At 44.5% G+C, this 17,977-nt stretch carries 13 protein-coding genes; 9 read left to right on the forward strand and 4 right to left on the reverse strand.

Features of this window, described 5'->3' with window-relative positions:
* Positions 1–3,126 (reverse strand): SusC/RagA family TonB-linked outer membrane protein, encoded by a 3,126-nt coding sequence (locus tag BHV72_RS13045; RefSeq protein ID WP_122140712.1) that lies wholly within the window; start codon positions 3,124–3,126, stop codon positions 1–3.
* Positions 3,127–3,286: 160 nt separating this feature from the next.
* Between BHV72_RS13045 and BHV72_RS13050 the strand changes: the two genes are divergently transcribed.
* The 6 genes from BHV72_RS13050 to bioD all read left to right on the forward strand — a co-directional run bounded on the left by BHV72_RS13050 (position 3,287) and on the right by bioD (position 10,160).
* Positions 3,287–4,396: a DUF4421 domain-containing protein gene (locus BHV72_RS13050; RefSeq protein ID WP_005678009.1), complete on the forward strand. Its 1,110-nt coding sequence runs from the start codon at positions 3,287–3,289 to the stop codon at positions 4,394–4,396.
* A gap of 90 nt (positions 4,397–4,486) precedes the next feature.
* Positions 4,487–6,928, forward strand: a complete 2,442-nt coding sequence (bioA, locus tag BHV72_RS13055; protein WP_286856129.1) for an adenosylmethionine--8-amino-7-oxononanoate transaminase — start codon at positions 4,487–4,489, stop codon at positions 6,926–6,928.
* A complete protein-coding gene (locus BHV72_RS13060) occupies positions 6,925–8,079 on the forward strand; it encodes an 8-amino-7-oxononanoate synthase (protein ID WP_005678007.1) in 1,155 nt (384 codons plus the stop codon). Before bioA ends, BHV72_RS13060 begins: the two co-directional genes overlap by 4 nt.
* Positions 8,076–8,735 (forward strand): DUF452 family protein, encoded by a 660-nt coding sequence (locus BHV72_RS13065; protein WP_149882289.1) that lies wholly within the window; start codon positions 8,076–8,078, stop codon positions 8,733–8,735. The genes BHV72_RS13060 and BHV72_RS13065 overlap by 4 nt, the downstream gene beginning before the upstream one ends.
* A gap of 10 nt (positions 8,736–8,745) precedes the next feature.
* Positions 8,746–9,513 (forward strand): malonyl-ACP O-methyltransferase BioC, encoded by a 768-nt coding sequence (bioC, locus tag BHV72_RS13070; protein WP_286856130.1) that lies wholly within the window; start codon positions 8,746–8,748, stop codon positions 9,511–9,513.
* On the forward strand, positions 9,510–10,160 hold the full coding sequence (gene bioD, locus BHV72_RS13075) for a dethiobiotin synthase (RefSeq protein WP_122350544.1): 651 nt from the start codon (positions 9,510–9,512) through the stop codon (positions 10,158–10,160). The genes bioC and bioD overlap by 4 nt, the downstream gene beginning before the upstream one ends.
* 56 nt (positions 10,161–10,216) lie before the next feature.
* On the opposite strand, the gene BHV72_RS13080 is transcribed toward bioD, so the two are convergent.
* From BHV72_RS13080 to BHV72_RS13090, 3 genes are read right to left on the reverse strand one after another with little or no spacing between them, the layout of a single operon-like run.
* A complete protein-coding gene (locus BHV72_RS13080) occupies positions 10,217–10,741 on the reverse strand; it encodes a biotin/lipoyl-containing protein (protein WP_005681434.1) in 525 nt (174 codons plus the stop codon).
* Positions 10,742–10,764: 23 nt separating this feature from the next.
* Positions 10,765–12,276, reverse strand: a complete 1,512-nt coding sequence (accC, locus tag BHV72_RS13085; protein ID WP_005678003.1) for an acetyl-CoA carboxylase biotin carboxylase subunit — start codon at positions 12,274–12,276, stop codon at positions 10,765–10,767.
* A 50-nt stretch (positions 12,277–12,326) separates the two neighbouring features.
* Entirely contained in the window at positions 12,327–13,871 is a 1,545-nt protein-coding gene (locus BHV72_RS13090; RefSeq protein WP_005678001.1) for an acyl-CoA carboxylase subunit beta, read from the reverse strand.
* A gap of 250 nt (positions 13,872–14,121) precedes the next feature.
* Between BHV72_RS13090 and BHV72_RS13095 the strand changes: the two genes are divergently transcribed.
* The 3 genes from BHV72_RS13095 (at position 14,122) to BHV72_RS13105 (ending at position 17,780) form a co-directional block, all read left to right on the forward strand.
* Positions 14,122–14,709 carry a DUF3575 domain-containing protein gene (locus BHV72_RS13095; RefSeq protein WP_286856131.1) on the forward strand — a complete coding sequence of 196 codons (588 nt, stop codon included), beginning with the start codon at positions 14,122–14,124 and terminating at the stop codon, positions 14,707–14,709.
* A gap of 25 nt (positions 14,710–14,734) precedes the next feature.
* Positions 14,735–16,186 carry a DUF3868 domain-containing protein gene (locus BHV72_RS13100; protein ID WP_286856132.1) on the forward strand — a complete coding sequence of 484 codons (1,452 nt, stop codon included), beginning with the start codon at positions 14,735–14,737 and terminating at the stop codon, positions 16,184–16,186.
* Between the two features lie 94 nt (positions 16,187–16,280).
* Positions 16,281–17,780 (forward strand): L-lactate permease, encoded by a 1,500-nt coding sequence (locus BHV72_RS13105; protein ID WP_286856133.1) that lies wholly within the window; start codon positions 16,281–16,283, stop codon positions 17,778–17,780.
* The last annotated feature ends 197 nt before the right edge of the window (positions 17,781–17,977 follow it).

Here is a 17,977-nt window from a genome sequence, read left to right on the forward strand (position 1 = left end):
TTAGAAAGAAACATTGATACCTCCGGAAATGGTTCGCATAGCCGGATAACGGTAATAAGTAATACCGGTAATTCCCTGTTCAGGGTCCAGTCCTTGATTCCGATGAATGGTAAACAGATTATCTCCTTGCACATACACCTGCACACTGCTCAATGACAACTTACTGATCCACTGTTTGGGCAAGTTATAGGAAAGTGTCAGGTTTTTTAATCGCATATACGAATTATTCTGCAAGAAACGGGTAGAAGCCGAGTTCCAGTTATTAGAAGTAGTACTCAAGGCAGGAACATCTGTATAACGATTGTCGGGCGTCCATCTTCTTAGAATCTCCGTCGACCAGTCGCGTCCTTCCAAGCTACCATTGTGCAGAATCATCGTAATATCACGATTGTAGATATATCCACCGATACTATAGGCAAAGATGGCCGAAAGATCGAATCCTTTCCAGGAAAGAGACGTATTGAATCCGCCATACACCTTCGGAAGAGACGACTTATTGACATAATAATAGTCAGCCGAACTATAATCGTTTGTTGTGACACGTCTTCCGGTCGGATTTTTATTTGCATCTTTCTCATCCATATACCACAGCGGATCTCCATTTTCCGGATCTACTCCTGCCCACTCTATCATGTAGAAATCGTAGACCGAACGGCCTACCTGCAACTTGTTCACGCCACTTCTCGGCATATCCTTCAAAGGAAGGTCCGTCACCTTATTCTTATAATGCGTCAGGTTCATTCCCAGTTTCCATACCCAACCGTTCTGATTAATAATCGTTCCGTTAAGAACCATTTCAATACCCGTATTTTTTAACGCTCCCACGTTTTCGTCAATAGAGCCATATCCCAAAGAAGGAGCTATCGGACGCGAATAAAGCAAATCTTTCGAACGACGGGTAAAGAAGTCGAACGAACCGGAGAAACGGTTGTTAAACAGAGAAAAATCAATGCCGACATTAAAGTTCAGGTTCGTTTCCCATTTCAGATTTGGGGTTGCCATGCGGTCGGACACCAACGCATTTTCTCCCAAGTTGGAAACAATTGAATAAAGCCCTTTGCTTGCATAGTATGTACCCAGGTTGTCATTTCCTTGCGCACCATAACTCATCTTCAACGTCAGGGCAGAAAGCCAGTCTGAAGTGGAAGCCATAAAACTTTCCCGATCGACACGCCATGAAGCACCCAATGACCAGAAGTTTCCCCAACGAGTCTCCGGTGCAAAACGGGAAGAACCATCACGTCGATAAGAAGCAGAGAAGAAATATTTATTCCGGTAGTCATAGAGTAACTGGGTAAGATAACCTACCAAAGCATAATCAATACGATAACCCGAACCTCCTGTCAATTGCGAACCCACTACCAGTTCCGGCATATCAGGTTGCGCCATTTTAGAACGTGAAGCCGTCAGTTCATCATACCGATAAGAGTAAGACTCCATACCGGCAAGAACATTAAAATGATGTTCACCGATAGTCTTGTCATACGTGACAATATTATTCCATGTCCAGGAAAAGGTACGGGTATTCAACCGACTGACACCACCTCCGTTTTCCTTGGCAGGACCCAATTTCGGGTTCGTATAATCCAACGTATTGTAGTTTATCAAATCGAAATTGAAACTTGTCTTGAATTTCAATCCTTCAATAATCGTAGCTTCCAGAAAAGTACGACCGGAAACTTCATCTTTCATCCGCTCCGATTTGTCCAAAGGTAAAGTGGCGGGCAAGTTCCAGTTCGCCATAGAGCCTGAAGGACGGTAAGAGCCGAAATCGTAAATCCGGTTTCCGCTATCATCCAGTTTATAGCTTCCGTCGGCATTCATCTCATAAATCGGATAAAAACCGGGCATTGTACGTCCTGCTGTAATTACATTGCTGGTTTTAGAGTCTGACGATACCGGATAATTCTGCATGGAGTGGGCGAAACTCAAATTGACGCCACCCTTCAACCAAGAAGTTATTTCACTGGTTATATTCGAACGAAGATTAAAACGCTGGTAACCGGATTCGAGTGCTATACCTTTGTCATTCAGGTATCCGGCGGAAAAGAAATACTGATTAGCTTTACCGCCACCGGAAACACTCAAATTCAATTCCGTACGGAGCGCCTGCTGTTCCATAGCGTCGCTCCAGTCAGAATCCCATAACGGACGGGCACCCGCTACCAACTTTCCGTCTGTACCGACAGGCTGTGCATACTGCGGACCATAAGGATTGGGACCTCCGCCCATTAATTTCGTTACCAAATCCTTGGAAGCCTGGGCAGCGGCAGTTGCGGAAGTATAATCCGAGCTTTTGGCATACTGATTGCGCAGCGCTTCCCAATACAATTCAAAGTACTGATTCGTGCTGACACGGTCGTAATCACGGACAGCACGATTGGAACCTCCTAAAGACGCTTTCACTTTTACCGTCGCCTTCGAGTCCTGTTGTCCCTGCTTGGTAGTAATGATAATCACACCATTCGCACCACGCGAACCATACAAGGCAGCCGATGCGGCATCTTTCAGGACAGTCATTGAAGATATATCATCGGGATTGATAGAATTGACACTACCATCGAACGGAACACCGTCCACCACATACAGCGGAGCACTGGAAGCATTAATAGAGCCGATACCACGAATACGGATTTCCGCATCCGTTCCCGGCTGACCGCTTGCCGCACTTGCCTGTACACCGGATACAGTGCCTTCCAATACACGTGATACGCTGGAAGTCTGCAACTTCTCAATCTCGCCTGCCTTCATTGTCGAAGCAGCCCCGGTAAAGCTATATTTCTTGGCGGTAGCATAGGCTACTACCATTACTTCTTCTAGTTCCTTACTTTCGGAGTCCAGCGTCACGTTAATCACATTCCGGTTATTGACCGGTTGTTCCACTGTTTTCATTCCTACAAAGCGGAAAACTAACGTACCGTTGACGGGAGCTTCAATAGAGTAATTTCCATCAATATCGGTAATCGTACCGGAAGAAGCCCCTTTCAGTTGTACGGAAACACCGGGCAGCGGTTCCCCTTCGGAAGTTACTGTCCCCGTCACGCGTTTTTCCTGTTGTGTATTTGCATATATACTTCCTGCAAAAAACAGAAAAAACGCTGCTAATAAATGTAAATAGATTCTCATAATTTTGTGGCTTAATATTTATTTGCTTGCCGTAATTAACAGTATAGAGAAGTTTTTTGTTTAGGAAACGAAACATTTTTTAGATGATTGTTAGCATAAATCAGCGAAAGATAGTACTTTCGTGAAACGAACAACATCTATAACAGTAACGAAGAACCTTATGATGAAACGGCTTATTCTATCTTTCTTTCTGCTGCTGTCACTCTCTTTGCAGGCTCAAACTGAAAAGAGGGACAGTCTCATGAATGACAATATAGAAGCCGACTCACTCACATCCGTCCGACCGAGCGCCTTTAAAAGAGCCATCAAAAAATTCATGAACTTCAGTGATTTCGATACGCTCTATATCAGTCCCAACCGATATAATTATGCGCTAATGGCCACTCATTTCAGCAACTTCGAATACTACTCGGTCAGCAGTGACCTGCCCCAACCTCAAAAGCTCAGTTTCTCCCCCAATCCACATAACAAAATCGGATTGTACTTTGGCTGGAGGTGGATTTTCCTGGGCTGGTCTGTTGATGTGGACGATATTTACAGGAAAACCAACCGAAAGAATAAAGGTACGGAGTTCGACCTAAGCCTTTACAGTTCCAAGCTGGGTGTAGATATTTTCTATCGTCGCACGGGAAACAATTATAAAATTCATAAAATCAGAGGATTCTATGACGAGATTCCTTCCAATTATTCCGAAAACTTCAATGGCCTGAAAGTAGATATCAAAGGCTTGAATTTATATTATATATTTAATAACCGGAAGTTTTCCTATCCGGCTGCTTTTAGCCAGTCAACCAACCAGCGTCGTAATGCAGGTACATTCATTGCAGGTTTTTCTATTTCAAAACACAACCTTGATTTTGATTATGAAGAATTACCCGAGTATATTCAAGAAAAGATGAATCCGGGTATGAAAGTCAATAAAATCAAATACACCAATGCCAATATCAGTTTCGGTTATGCCTACAACTGGGTATTTGCGCGTAATTGCCTGGCTTGTATCTCTCTCACCCCCGCCATTGCCTACAAGGCTTCCGACGTAGATGCGGAAACCCACGAAGGAAAACAATGGTACAGTAAATTCAACCTCGACTTTCTGATTCGCGCAGGCATTGTCTACAATAACGGAAAGTATTTTGTCGGTTCCTCCTTTGTTGGAAAAAACTATAATTATCATCGGAACAATTTCTCTTTGGACAACGGATTCGGCACACTTCAAGTGTATGCAGGCTTCAACTTCCATTTGCGCAAAGAATATAGGAAGAAGAAATAAAAATACATACATCAGAAATCTCCAACTTGCTTGCTTATCCAAAGAATCTTTGTACATTTGCCCCGTTCTTACCTTTAAAACAAGAACCAAATGAAGAAACAACGTCATATACAGACCACACGTACCCTTCTTTCCCGTTTCCGCTACTGGGGCAGGAAGAACTATGCTGCTTTTGCAAGTATGGGACGTGAATTCCAAATCGGTCATCTGCATACCAATGTGGTGGACGTTGCCCTTCGCAAGCAGAATGCTGCACAAACTATCCCTTATCATACATTTATGACACTTCAAGAAATCAAAGACCAAGTGTTGGCAGGCATTGACATATCGCCCGACCAAGCCGCTTGGCTGGCCAATATGGCTGACAGCGAGGCGCTCTATGCCGCCGCGCACGAGATTACCGTCGCACGTGCTTCACACGAATTCGACATGTGTTCTATCATTAATGCCAAGTCCGGCAGATGTCCGGAGAACTGCAAATGGTGTGCACAATCCTCTCACTACAAGACGCAAGCCGAAGTCTACGACCTCCTTCCCGCTAAAGAATGTCTCCGACAGGCTAAATACAACGAAACCCAAGACGTCAACCGTTTCTCCCTCGTCACTAGCGGGCGAAAACCTTCTTCCAGACAGATAACCCAACTTTGTGATACTGTTCGCCATATACGACGACACTCGTCGATTCAGCTTTGCGCTTCCTTAGGACTACTTGACGAAAACGAATTGCATGCATTACACGATGCCGGAATTACCCGCTATCATTGCAACCTGGAAACTGCACCTTCTTATTTCCCGAAACTGTGCTCCACACATACGCAAGAGCAGAAACTGGCTACCCTCAATGCTGCCCGCCGTGTAGGTATGGATATTTGCTGCGGCGGTATCATTGGCATGGGAGAAACAATGGAACAACGGATTGAATTCGCTTTTACGCTGAAAGCACTGAATGTCCAATCCATACCTATCAACCTGCTGAGTCCGATACCCGGAACGCCGTTGGAGAACGAAAAGCCTTTGAGTGAAGAAGAAGTTCTCAGAACAATTGCCTTGTTCCGTTTCATTAACCCAACTGCTTTCCTGCGTTTTGCCGGAGGACGTTCACAACTATCTTCCGAAGCTATGAGCAAAGCGTTATACATTGGTATTAATTCCGCCATTGTAGGTGATTTACTCACTACACTCGGTTCCAAAGTCTCGGAAGACAAGCAAATGATCCTGAAAGAAGGGTATCAGTTTGCCGGCTCTCAATTCGACCGGGAACATCTATGGCACCCATATACATCCACCACCGATCCGCTACCTGTATACAAAGTAAAACGGGCGGACGGAGCCACTATCACCCTCGAAAACGGACGAACACTCATCGAAGGGATGTCATCCTGGTGGTGTGCAGTGCATGGATACAATCACCCGGCATTGAATCAGGCTGCCAAAGACCAATTGGATAAAATGTCTCATGTAATGTTCGGAGGATTGACACATGACCCTGCCATTGAACTGGGTAAATTACTATTACCTTTAGTACCACCCTCCATGCAGAAAATCTTCTATGCAGATTCCGGTTCGGTAGCGGTGGAAGTGGCTCTGAAAATGGCTGTACAATATTGGTATGCAGCCGGAAAACCGGATAAAAATAACTTTGTGACTATCCGTTCCGGATATCACGGCGACACATGGAATGCCATGTCCGTATGTGATCCTGTAACGGGAATGCACAGCCTTTTCGGTGCGTCACTTCCTGTCCGTTATTTTGTTCCGGCTCCTCCATCGCGTTTCGACGGTGAATGGAATCCTCAGGACATCGAACCGCTACGGAAAACAATAGAAAAACATTCGGGGGAACTAGCAGCGCTCATTCTTGAGCCTATTGTCCAAGGAGCAGGCGGTATGTGGTTCTATCATCCACAATATCTTCGCGAAGCGGAAAAGCTTTGTAAAGAGCATGGACTTCTTTTAATCTTTGATGAGATTGCAACTGGATTCGGACGTACCGGTAAACTTTTTGCCTGGGAATATGCCGGAGTAGAGCCGGATATCATGTGTATCGGGAAAGCATTGACAGGTGGATATATGACACTTTCTGCCGTATTGGCTAGTAATCATGTGGCAGATACTATCTCCAATCATGCACCGGGAGCCTTCATGCACGGTCCTACCTTCATGGGGAATCCGCTCGCTTGCGCGGTGGCTTGCGCGTCTGTCCGGTTATTACTCCAATCCGGCTGGCAGGAGAATGTGAAACGAATCGAAACACAATTAAAAGAAGAACTGGCACCTGCCCGGGAACTTCCACAAGTAGCCGATGTAAGGATATTAGGGGCAATCGGAGTAATTGAAATGAAGCGTCCGGTAAATATGGCATTTATGCAACGCCGTTTTGTGGAAGAAGGAATTTGGGTACGCCCGTTCGGAAAGCTCGTCTATCTGATGCCCCCCTTTATCACCACTCCCGAACAACTAAGCAAACTAACGACCGGATTACTCAAGGTAATCAGTGGAGAACGTAATAAAATATACATCAATAACTTATGATATCAGACCATATAAACCAAGAACTTCTTACTCTAAAGGAAAAGAAGAATTATCGCTCTCTCCCACCCCTCATCCACGACGGGCGGAATGTAATTCTGAACGGGCAACGGATGGTGAACCTGTCTTCCAATGATTATCTCGGACTGGCTAATAACATATCGCTGAGAAAGGAATTCCTAAAGACAATAACTCCTGAAACATTCCTGCCTACCTCTTCTTCTTCCCGATTGCTTACAGGCAATTTTACCGATTATCAAGAACTGGAACAACAACTGGCAGCCATGTTCGGAACAGAAAGCGCACTTATATTCAATAGTGGTTATCATGCCAATACAGGGATTCTTCCTGCCGTCAGCAATGCTCAGACATTAATTCTTGCAGACAAACTGGTACACGCCAGTTTGATAGACGGAATCAGGTTGTCATCTGCGAAATGTATCCGGTATCGCCATAATGACTTATCCCAGTTACAGCGATTGATTTCCGAGAATCACAATGCGTATGAGCAAATCATTATTGTCACTGAAAGTATCTTCAGCATGGACGGTGATGAAGCCGACCTTCATGCCCTTGTCCAATTAAAAAAAAGTTATTCCAATATTCTTCTTTACGTGGACGAAGCCCATGCTTTCGGTGTACGGGGAGACAACGGATTAGGATGTGCTGAAGAACAAAATTGCATCAACGATATAGACTTTCTGGTAGGAACATTCGGGAAAGCAATAGCCTCAGCAGGAGCTTACATTGCCTGCCGACAAGTTATCCGGGAATATCTAATCAACAAGATGCGCACGTTTATATTCACAACAGCCCTTCCACCCATTAATATTCAATGGACCTCGTGGATACTAGAACAACTACCCTCTCTCCAAGAGAAAAGGACTCATTTGTTACGGATCAGCAACAAACTAAAGACTGCACTTGTCGACAAAGGATATAACTGTCCTTCGGTAAGCCATATTGTCCCTATGATTGTAGGGGCAAGTGAAAACACTATATGTAAAGCAGAAGAAATCCAACGCAAAGGATTCTATGCATTGCCGGTACGTCCGCCTACGGTTCCTGAAGGGACTTCACGCATCCGCTTCTCATTAACAGCGGACATCACCGAACACGAAATCGACCAACTTATAAAATTGATAAACGGATGAAACAGCATTTTATCATAAAAAATAATCAAAAGCATCTATTGCTTTTCTTCGCAGGTTGGGGAATGGATGAAACTCCATTTTTGCAAATCCGCCCGACCGATAAGGATTGGCTGATTTGTTATGATTATCGTTCATTAGAGTTCGATGCCATCATCTTGCAAGAGTATTCCGAAATTACCCTCATTGCCTGGTCCATGGGAGTATGGGCAGCTTCTCAGATAATGAAACAATATCCATCCCTGCCCCTCTCCCAAAGTATCGCTATCAATGGCACCCCTTATCCTATACATGAAACGAAAGGGATCACTCCTGCCATTTTCGAAGGGACATTGCAAGGTTTGAACGAACAATCCTTGCAAAAGTTTCAAAGACGGATGTGTGGTTCAACAGCCGGTTACAAAACTTTTCAGACAGTAGCTCCCCAACGTTCCATTGAAGAACTCAAGGAAGAACTTGCTGCCATACAAAAGCAATACTTATCATTACCACCTTCGGACTTTGCATGGCAAAAAGCCATCATAGGAAAGAACGACCATATCTTCCTGCCGGATAGCCAATGGCTGGCATGGAGAAACAAAGTGGATTCTCTTGAGTATACAGAAGCCGCCCACTATCAACAAGAACTTTTTGATAACGTAATCATGCATATCAACTAATTATTGATTTATGGATAAACAACTAATTTCAAAACGTTTCTCTAAAGCCATTGCTACCTATCCGCAGGAAGCAAACGTACAGCGGCAGATTGCAGATAAAATGATTCACCTGCTTACAAAACATATATCCTTCCCCTGTTCTAAAGTAATTGAGTTCGGATGCGGTACGGGCATTTATTCCCGTATGCTGCTCCAGGCTCTACGACCGGAAGAATTATTTCTGAACGACCTTTGCCCGGAGATGAAATACTGCTGTGAGGATATACTAAGAAAAGAGCAAGTATCCTTTCTTCCGGGAGATGCAGAAATCGTTCCTTTCCCTACTGGAAGCACATTGATAACTTCCTGTTCCGCGTTGCAATGGTTCGAATCTCCCGAAAACTTTTTCAAAAGATGCAATGCTTTGCTCAATAAACAAGGCTATTTCGCTTTCAGCACTTTCGGGAAAGAGAATATGAAAGAGATACGAGAGCTAACAGGAAGCGGACTCCCTTATCGTTCACGGGAAGAACTTGTAACAGCCCTGTCAACTCACTTTGACATACTCCATTCGGAAGAAGAACTTATTTCTCTTTCGTTTGATAATCCCATAAAAGTACTTTATCATTTGAAGCAGACAGGAGTAACAGGAGTAACCGGCACATCTTCCCAACAACTGCGGACACGCCGTGACTTGCAGTTATTCAGTGAACGTTACACACAAGAATTTACTCAGGACACTTCAGTATCCCTGACTTACCACCCCATTTATATTATCGCAAAAAAGAAAAAAGTATGAAACAGAATGTATATTTCGTAAGCGGCATCGACACCGATGCCGGTAAAAGCTACGCCACCGGATTTCTAGCTCGTGAATGGAACAAGAACGGACAACGTACCATCACTCAAAAATTCATCCAGACAGGAAACGTCGGTCATTCCGAGGATATTGACTTGCATCGTCATATTATGGGAATCCCCTTTACAGAAGAAGACAAGGAAGGACTCACTATGCCGGAAATATTCTCCTATCCTGCCTCTCCACACCTCGCTTCCCAACTGGCTAACCGTCCCATTGACTTCGGTAAAATCAAACGTGCTACGGAAGAATTGAGTGAACGATATGATTATGTCCTACTCGAAGGCGCAGGCGGTTTAATGGTTCCATTAACTACGGAACTTCTGACAATAGACTACATTGCCCAAGAGAATTATCCTCTTATTTTTGTTACTTCCGGGAAATTGGGAAGCATCAATCACACCCTTTTAAGCCTTGAGGCCATACAAAAGCGTGATATTGTACTGGATACGGTACTTTACAATATGTATCCCACCCCAAAAGATAAAACGATTCAGAATGATACGATGAACTTCATTCAAAACTGGTTGAAGAAGTATTTTCCGAACACGAAGTTTATATTGATTCCGGAAATAAAAGACTTATGACTTCAAAAGACTAGCCTCACTATTTAGCAGGCTAGTCTTTTGTTTCTACAGACCACTTATTCGATTACCATGATGCGGTCATTCAACCCAACCTTCATATTATCTTCTATGAACACTTCTTTCACAACGCCGTCGGTCACCGCACGAATCTCATTTTCCATTTTCATGGCTACCAACACACAGAGCGGATCGCCGCGTTTCACGCTATCACCCTTCTTTACGTATGTTTTCAGGATCACTCCCGGCATAGGAGCCTGAACCACCTGACGTCCCACAGCTTCCGCCCCGCTACGGGCATTGTGTATCTTTTCCATTTCTCCCTGCAACTCAATCTGATAAAACTCCCCCTTATTCATTATAGTATATGAATTATTGGAAGAAGGAGAAATCTGTACTCCATGTGAATGATGGTCGATGATGATTGAATGGATAGAGTCACCCCCCATATTGTAATCGACCTCATATACCTTGCCATTGACTGCAATCTTCTTGATTGGCCCATCTTCCAGAATTTCCACCTTATATTCACTATCCGGCATATCCTGAAGTTTGGCATAATATGTAGCCAGTGTTGTACCCATAAGCTATTTCTTTAGTTTTTAGTTTAATAATTATTGGCTGTCATTTGCAACTTACCGTAATATTTCCAGAGCGACTCTCCCACTACCGGAAGCGTCGTTGCACGCGAGGCGGCCTCCTTCTCCCGTTCGTAATGCCTTACTGCGGCAGCTATGACGGCCACCGTCGGATCAGTATTCTGCCGGCGTTTCAAATCTTCCTTATCGAAGCGTGTATCAATAAAAGTAGTATCATACTTTCCTTCCAGAAATGCCGCATTCTTCAATACACGCTGATGGAAAGGAATCGTCGTCTTGATACCCAAAATCTTATATTCGCGCAACGCACGCGCCATATTCGAAATAGCCGATTCGCGGGTACGTCCCCAGCAACAGAGTTTTGCAATCATCGGATCATAATGCAGCGAAACTTCAAATCCGGCATAAGCCGCACTATCCAGACGCAAGTTACGTCCTTCGGGAGCCTCACGAACCGTAATCACGCCGGGAGAAGGCATAAAGTTATTTTCCGGATCCTCCGCATAAATACGGCATTCAATAGCAGCTCCGCTAAACTTTATATCATCCTGTTTATAAGGCAGAGGATTGCCCGCAGCCACGGTTATCATATCACGTACCAGATCGACACCGGTGCATTCTTCCGTCACCGGATGTTCCACCTGCAAACGGGTATTCATTTCAAGGAAGTAGAAATTCTGATCCTTATCCATCATAAATTCCAGGGTTCCGGCACTATAATAACCGATTCTCTTACAGGCTTCCACAGCAACCTTCAGCATTTTCTTCCGAGTATCTTCCTTTACAAAGGGAGACGGAGATTCCTCAATCACCTTCTGATTCCGTCGTTGGATAGAACATTCACGCTCTCCCAGATGAACGACATTACCATATTTATCCCCCATAATCTGTACCTCAATATGATGCGGGTTTTCTATATATTTTTCGATATAGACAGCGTCATTACCAAACGAAGTCCCGGCTTCAGATTGAGACAGACGGAGAGCCGCCTCCACTTCCTCTTCGGAACGTACCAGACGCATCCCCTTCCCTCCACCTCCGGCAAGTGCTTTCAGCATGATAGGATAACCGACTTCCTTAGCCACCTTTTTCACTTCCTCGATTCCCTGCACAGGCGCTTCTGTTCCGGGCACAATAGGAAGTCCTGCTTCACGCATAATTTTACGGGCTTCCGTCTTGATTCCCATTTTAGCTATAATGTCGGCACCCGGACCAATAAAAATCACTCCTTCTTCTTCGCAACGACGAGCAAAATCCGCATTTTCCGACAAGAATCCGTATCCCGGATGAATGGCGGCTCCGGTCTTTTTGGCAATGGACAATATAAGTTCCGGCTTCAGATAGGAAGTATCTTCGGGTGATTCGGAGATACAATAGGCTTCTTCGGCATAACGGACGTGCAAAGCTCCCCGATCTACATGGGTATATACAGCTACCGTTGAAATATTCATCACCCGGCACGTACGAAAGATGCGCATGGCTATTTCACCACGATTAGCTACTAATATTTTCTTTATCATAATCTTTTTCTTTTTAATGAATACTCTCTCCATTCTCAACTCTCCACTTCTTAAAGCGGAATATTCGAATGCTTCCGGGGTGGATTGGACTGCCGCTTGTTGGCAAGCATCTCGAAGCTGCGAATCAGGCGTAAACGGGTCATTGCCGGATCAATCACTTCATCTACATATCCCAGTTCTGCCGCACGGTATGGATTCGCGAACTTTTCCCGATAGTCGTCCTGAAGTTCTTTCCGCTTCTCTGCGGGAGCCTGCGACTTTTCTATTTCTTTCTTGAAAAGGATGTTTACTGCTCCGTCCGGTCCCATTACTGCAATCTCGGCAGTGGGATAAGCCAGGTTCACATCACCACGGATATGTTTGGAACTCATGACGTCATAAGCTCCCCCGTATGCCTTACGGGTGATAACCGTAACTTTCGGAACGGTAGCCTCACAATAAGCATACAGCAACTTCGCCCCGTTACGAATAATACCGCCGTATTCCTGATCTACTCCCGGAAGGAATCCCGGCACATCCACCAATGTCAGCAAAGGTATATTGAAAGCGTCGCAGAAACGGACGAAACGGGCAGCCTTGACAGATGCATTAATATCCAAAGTCCCTGCCAGTACCAACGGCTGGTTAGCAACGACTCCCACCGTCTTTCCGTTCAGACGGATATAACCGGTAACAATATTCGCCGCAAATTCCGCCTGAAGTTCGAAGAAACTGTTATCGTCAGCCACGGCCTCAATCATTTCCTTGATATCATAAGGTTGGTTCGGATTCGTAGGAACCAAGTTAGAAAGTTCCGGAGTCAGGCGAGTGGGCGAATCGCTCGTTGCTACAAACGGAGGTTCCTCCATATTATTTCCCGGCAGATAAGAAATCAGTTCGCGGATATAGTTGATACATTCAATATCATTTTCTGCGGAAAGATGAGCCACGCCGGATTTGGTCATGTGCACGCCTACTCCACCCAGATCTTCCTTGCTCACCTCCTCCTGTGTCACACTTTTCACGACATCAGGGCCGGTAATAAACATATAGCCGGAATTTTTTACCATGAGAATAAAGTCAGTCAGTGCAGGTGAATAAACAGCTCCCCCGGCACAAGGTCCCATAATCGCACTTATCTGCGGAATCACTCCCGACGCCATAGAGTTGCGCAGGAATATTTCGGCATATCCTGCCAGAGAACGGACACCTTCCTGAATACGCGCACCTCCCGAATCATTCAGTCCGATGATAGGTGCCCCCATTTGCATCGCCATATCCATCACCTTGCAGATTTTCTTGGCATGTGTTTCTGAAAGAGCTCCTCCGAACACGGTAAAATCCTGTGCAAAGACATAAACCAGGCGCTTGCCGATCATGCCATAACCGGTGACAACTCCGTCTCCTGCAAACTTCTGCTTCTCCATACCGAAATCGGTACAACGGTGAGTAACCAACTTGTCCAGTTCGATAAACGAACCTTTTTCCAAAAGTAATTCGATACGTTCGCGGGCGGTGAGTTTGCCCACGGAATGTTGTTTTTCAATGCGTGCGTCGCCGCCGCCTTTTTCTGCTTTCCTGTTCAGTTCTTCCAGGTTCTTGATAAGCTCTTTCATAGGCTCTATTTAATTTAAAATTGTATGTGTGTAAAAATAAGCAGTAATAATATAGAATCATTGTCATATTGATTACACAAAGGTATTTTATATAATGAACGCACGACATCCCGAAAATGTTAGCATTTATGCCTTTAAACATCTTTATTTATTCTTCAAGGCATCATTTTTTTTGCAGACGGAGACAACAAACACCCGTTCTTTACTGTTTATCGCGTATCATTTTTAATAAAATCTAGACCCTAACAAAATGAGAACAATTAAATTTTTACTAGCAGCCGGTTTCCTGCTCATGTCCGGTACAAGCATTTATGCGCAAGTACAACGGAACGAAGCCTATCTACCTAAATTCGCTGTCAAGACCAATGCCCTCTATTGGGCAACCTCCACGCCCAACCTCGGCTTCGAAGTGGGACTGGCAAAGAAACTCACCCTCGACATATCGGGTAATTACAACCCGTGGAAATTCGGAGATGACCGCCAGATTAAACATTGGCTTGTTCAGCCGGAACTGCGTTACTGGCTTTGCGAACGTTTCAACGGAAGTTTCTTCGGTCTGCACGGACATTACGGAGAAATGAATGTCAGCAACCTGAATATCTTCGGAATGGGGCACGACCGTTACGACGGGAATGTATACGGAGCGGGTATCTCTTATGGTTATCAATGGATAATAAGCAAACGTTGGAGCATGGAGGCCACCATAGGCGTCGGATATGCCCACCTGAAATATGATAAATACGCCCGTGGCGACGGAGGAGAGAAGCTGGGACATAACAACCGCAATTGCTTCGGTCCAACCAAAGTCGGTTTAAGCTTCATTTATATCATCAAATAATCGAACCTTCCAAAAACTTACAAAGATGAAAAGAAAACTTATCTATCTATTTATAGCCTTTGCCGCCGCAATATTGCCGGCACATGCACAGAAATTTCTGAATGATGAACTCACTCTCTCCAATGTATCGTTATGGCAACAAGGCAACTCGCTCTATGTCGGAATGACTTTTGACATGAGCAAACTGACAATAGGCTCCACCCGAAGCCTCAGCCTGATTCCTTTATTGACAGACGGACAGCACAACGTCCCCCTGCAAGAAATTATCGTCAACGGTAAAAGACGCGAAAAGGCCTATATCCGCGGACTAGCCATTACCAAACAGGAACCGACTGCTCTTATCGTCCCTTATAACAAACGGGAGACTTTTAATTATACACAGATCATTCCATATAAGCCTTGGATGAGCAACGCCTCCTTACAGCTCGTAGAGAATTTATGCGGCTGTGGCAATTATCAGGAGATGAACGCGCAAGAATTAATCACCAACGACGTATCTACCGAAGCCAAACGGTTAAGTGCCATGTCTCCTTTCGTCGCCTATATCCAGCCTACGGTAGAAGTTGTGAAAAACCGTAGCGAACAATATGAAGCTCATCTGGATTTTCCGGTCAACAAATCAGTTATCCTTACCGACTTTATGAATAATCATACCGAACTGGTGAATATTCATTCCATGTTCGACAAGATTCAGAATGATAAGAACTTGACTATAAAAGGAATCGGAATCGAAGGTTTCGCCTCTCCCGAAGGACCGCTGGCCTTCAATGAACAGCTTTCCAAGAAACGTGCGGAAGCCTTGAAAGATTATCTGGTCAAGAATGAGAAAGTTTCTTCCAAACTTTATAAAGTGACTTTCGGCGGCGAAAACTGGGACGGACTGGTGAAAGCTTTAAAGTCCTCGTCCATGAAAGACAAGGAAACTTTCCTGAATATTATCAAGAATACAACTGATGACGCCAAACGGAAACAGGAAATCATGCGTGTGGGCGGTGGAGCTCCCTATCGTAGTATGCTCAAGGAAATCTATCCGGGATTGCGTAAGGTGAATTGTAAGATCAACTATACCGTCGTCAATTTCGACGTAGAACAGGGACGCATCATCATTCGTGAGAATCCGAAGTATTTGAGCCTGAATGAAATGTATCAGGTAGCCAACAGTTATCCGAAAGGTAGCAAAGATTTCGTGAATGTATTCGATATCGCAGTACGTATGTATCCTACCGACCAGGTAGCCAACCTGAATGCCGCCGCCGTCGCCTTATCACAGAAAGACTTGAATACAGCCGTGAAATATATGGAAAAAGCAGACCACACAACTGCCGAATTTATGAACAATACCGGAGTTTACAATTTCCTGAGCGGAGATATCCAACGTGCTATGGCCGCATTCGAACAAGCTGCCAAATTAGGTAACGAAGCAGCTCAGGCGAACCTGAAACAGTTACAGCAAATATTAAATGTGAAGATGAAATAAATAGAAAAATCTATTTGCCGCATCGACCCAAGTGAGACGTTTGTTTGTTATACTCATAACAAATGAACGTCTTACTTTTTAAAACCAGACTATTATGACCTTGATTCTTGCTATCATTCCGGTACTATTATTAATCATATTAATGGCATTCTTCAAAATGCCGGGCGACAAAAGTAGTATCATTTCCTTAGTGGTAACCATGCTGATTGCACTTTTCGGCTTCACCTTTTCTGTGGACAATCTGTTTTATTCCTTTCTATACGGAGCGTTAAAAGCTGTCTCCCCTATTTTAATCATTATACTAATGGCTATTTTCAGCTACAACGTATTGCTGAAAACAGAAAAAATGGAGACTATAAAGCAACAGTTCGCTTCCATTTCCACCGATAAGAGTATTCAGGTATTGTTATTGACTTGGGGATTCGGCGGATTGCTGGAAGCGATGGCGGGATTCGGAACGGCAGTTGCTATTCCGGCAGCGATTCTTATCAGCCTGGGGTTCAAGCCGATATTCTCGGCTACGGTCAGCTTGATAGCGAATAGTGTGGCTACTGCTTTCGGAGCTATCGGAACGCCGGTGCTCGTACTGGCAAAGGAGACGAATCTGGATGTTCTGAACCTTAGTACCAATGTCGTATTGCAATTATCAGTCCTCATGTTCCTTATTCCGTTTGTATTGCTTTTCCTTACCGACCCCAAACTGAAATCACTCCCCAAGAATCTGTTCTTGGCTTTATTGGTAGGCAGTGTTTCTTTAATCAGCCAATACCTCGCAGCCAGATATATGGGAGCGGAATCTCCGGCTATCATCGGAAGCATCCTGTCTATCATCGTCATCGTCCTTTATGGCAAACTGACTGCATCCAAAGAAGAAAAGGCACGGAAAAGCTCGTTGAAGACGAAAGATATTCTGAATGCATGGAGTATTTATCTGCTTATTCTCGTCCTTATTATTCTTACAAGCCCACTATTCCCGGGATTGCGCCATACATTGGAAAATAACTGGATAACGAAAATCAGTCTGCTTATCAATGCTTCTACCGTAAATTACACTATTTCATGGCTGACTCATGCGGGAGTATTGCTTTTCGTGGGTACTTTTATCGGCGGATTGATACAGGGAGCAAAAGTAAAGGACTTGTTCACCGTACTTTGGAATACGGTGAAACAGTTGAAAAAAACTTTCGTCACGGTTATCTGCCTGGTCGGATTATCCACCATTATGGACGCTTCGGGAATGATTGCCGTTATTGCCACGGCACTCGCCACTGCTACCGGAAGTTTATATCCGCTGTTCGCACCGGTCATCGGTTGCCTGGGAACATTTATTACCGGAAGCGACACCTCATCCAATATCCTTTTCGGCAAACTGCAAGCAAGTGTAGCGGGACAAATTCATGTCAGCCCCGATTGGCTTTCCGCTGCAAATACGGTAGGGGCTACGGGCGGTAAGATTATCTCCCCGCAAAGTATCGCTATTGCCACTTCCGCCGGAAACCAGCAGGGTAAAGAGGGGGAAATCCTGAAAGCAGCTATTCCGTACGCATTAACTTATGTGCTAATTACCGGAATTATCGTCTATATTTTCAGTTAGTTCCCGAAAAGTATTTCTTTGTCGGAATAATTTTAATTCCATGAGGTTCTTCTTCAAATTTGGTGGTAAAATTAATTAAGAAAATAATAATTTGATAGTTGATAGTCGATAGTATTCTCCATTCTCCTCCTTCGGGAAGGAGGAGTACCCGTAGGGGGAGGTGGTAGGTGAATGCGTAAGTCGGTTATTATCAACAT

It is taken from the genome of Bacteroides sp. 43_46, assembly GCF_001915455.1.
GTDB classification, from domain to species: Bacteria; Bacteroidota; Bacteroidia; order Bacteroidales; family Bacteroidaceae; genus Bacteroides; species Bacteroides caccae.

What these genes read in the sequence shown, in the direction of transcription:
- BHV72_RS13090 (WP_005678001.1), bottom strand. Translation starts at nt 13,871, where the DNA reads ATGAAAGAGCTTATCAAGAACCTGGAAGAACTGAACAGGAAAGCAGAA.
- BHV72_RS13065 (WP_149882289.1), top strand. Translation starts at nt 8,076, where the DNA reads ATGAAACAGCATTTTATCATAAAAAATAATCAAAAGCATCTATTGCTT.
- BHV72_RS13060 (WP_005678007.1), top strand. Translation starts at nt 6,925, where the DNA reads ATGATATCAGACCATATAAACCAAGAACTTCTTACTCTAAAGGAAAAG.
- BHV72_RS13100 (WP_286856132.1), top strand. Translation starts at nt 14,735, where the DNA reads ATGAAAAGAAAACTTATCTATCTATTTATAGCCTTTGCCGCCGCAATA.
- BHV72_RS13105 (WP_286856133.1), top strand. Translation starts at nt 16,281, where the DNA reads ATGACCTTGATTCTTGCTATCATTCCGGTACTATTATTAATCATATTA.
- BHV72_RS13080 (WP_005681434.1), bottom strand. Translation starts at nt 10,741, where the DNA reads ATGGGTACAACACTGGCTACATATTATGCCAAACTTCAGGATATGCCG.
- BHV72_RS13050 (WP_005678009.1), top strand. Translation starts at nt 3,287, where the DNA reads ATGATGAAACGGCTTATTCTATCTTTCTTTCTGCTGCTGTCACTCTCT.
- BHV72_RS13045 (WP_122140712.1), bottom strand. Translation starts at nt 3,126, where the DNA reads ATGAGAATCTATTTACATTTATTAGCAGCGTTTTTTCTGTTTTTTGCA.
- bioD (WP_122350544.1), top strand. Translation starts at nt 9,510, where the DNA reads ATGAAACAGAATGTATATTTCGTAAGCGGCATCGACACCGATGCCGGT.
- bioA (WP_286856129.1), top strand. Translation starts at nt 4,487, where the DNA reads ATGAAGAAACAACGTCATATACAGACCACACGTACCCTTCTTTCCCGT.
- accC (WP_005678003.1), bottom strand. Translation starts at nt 12,276, where the DNA reads ATGATAAAGAAAATATTAGTAGCTAATCGTGGTGAAATAGCCATGCGC.
- bioC (WP_286856130.1), top strand. Translation starts at nt 8,746, where the DNA reads ATGGATAAACAACTAATTTCAAAACGTTTCTCTAAAGCCATTGCTACC.
- BHV72_RS13095 (WP_286856131.1), top strand. Translation starts at nt 14,122, where the DNA reads ATGAGAACAATTAAATTTTTACTAGCAGCCGGTTTCCTGCTCATGTCC.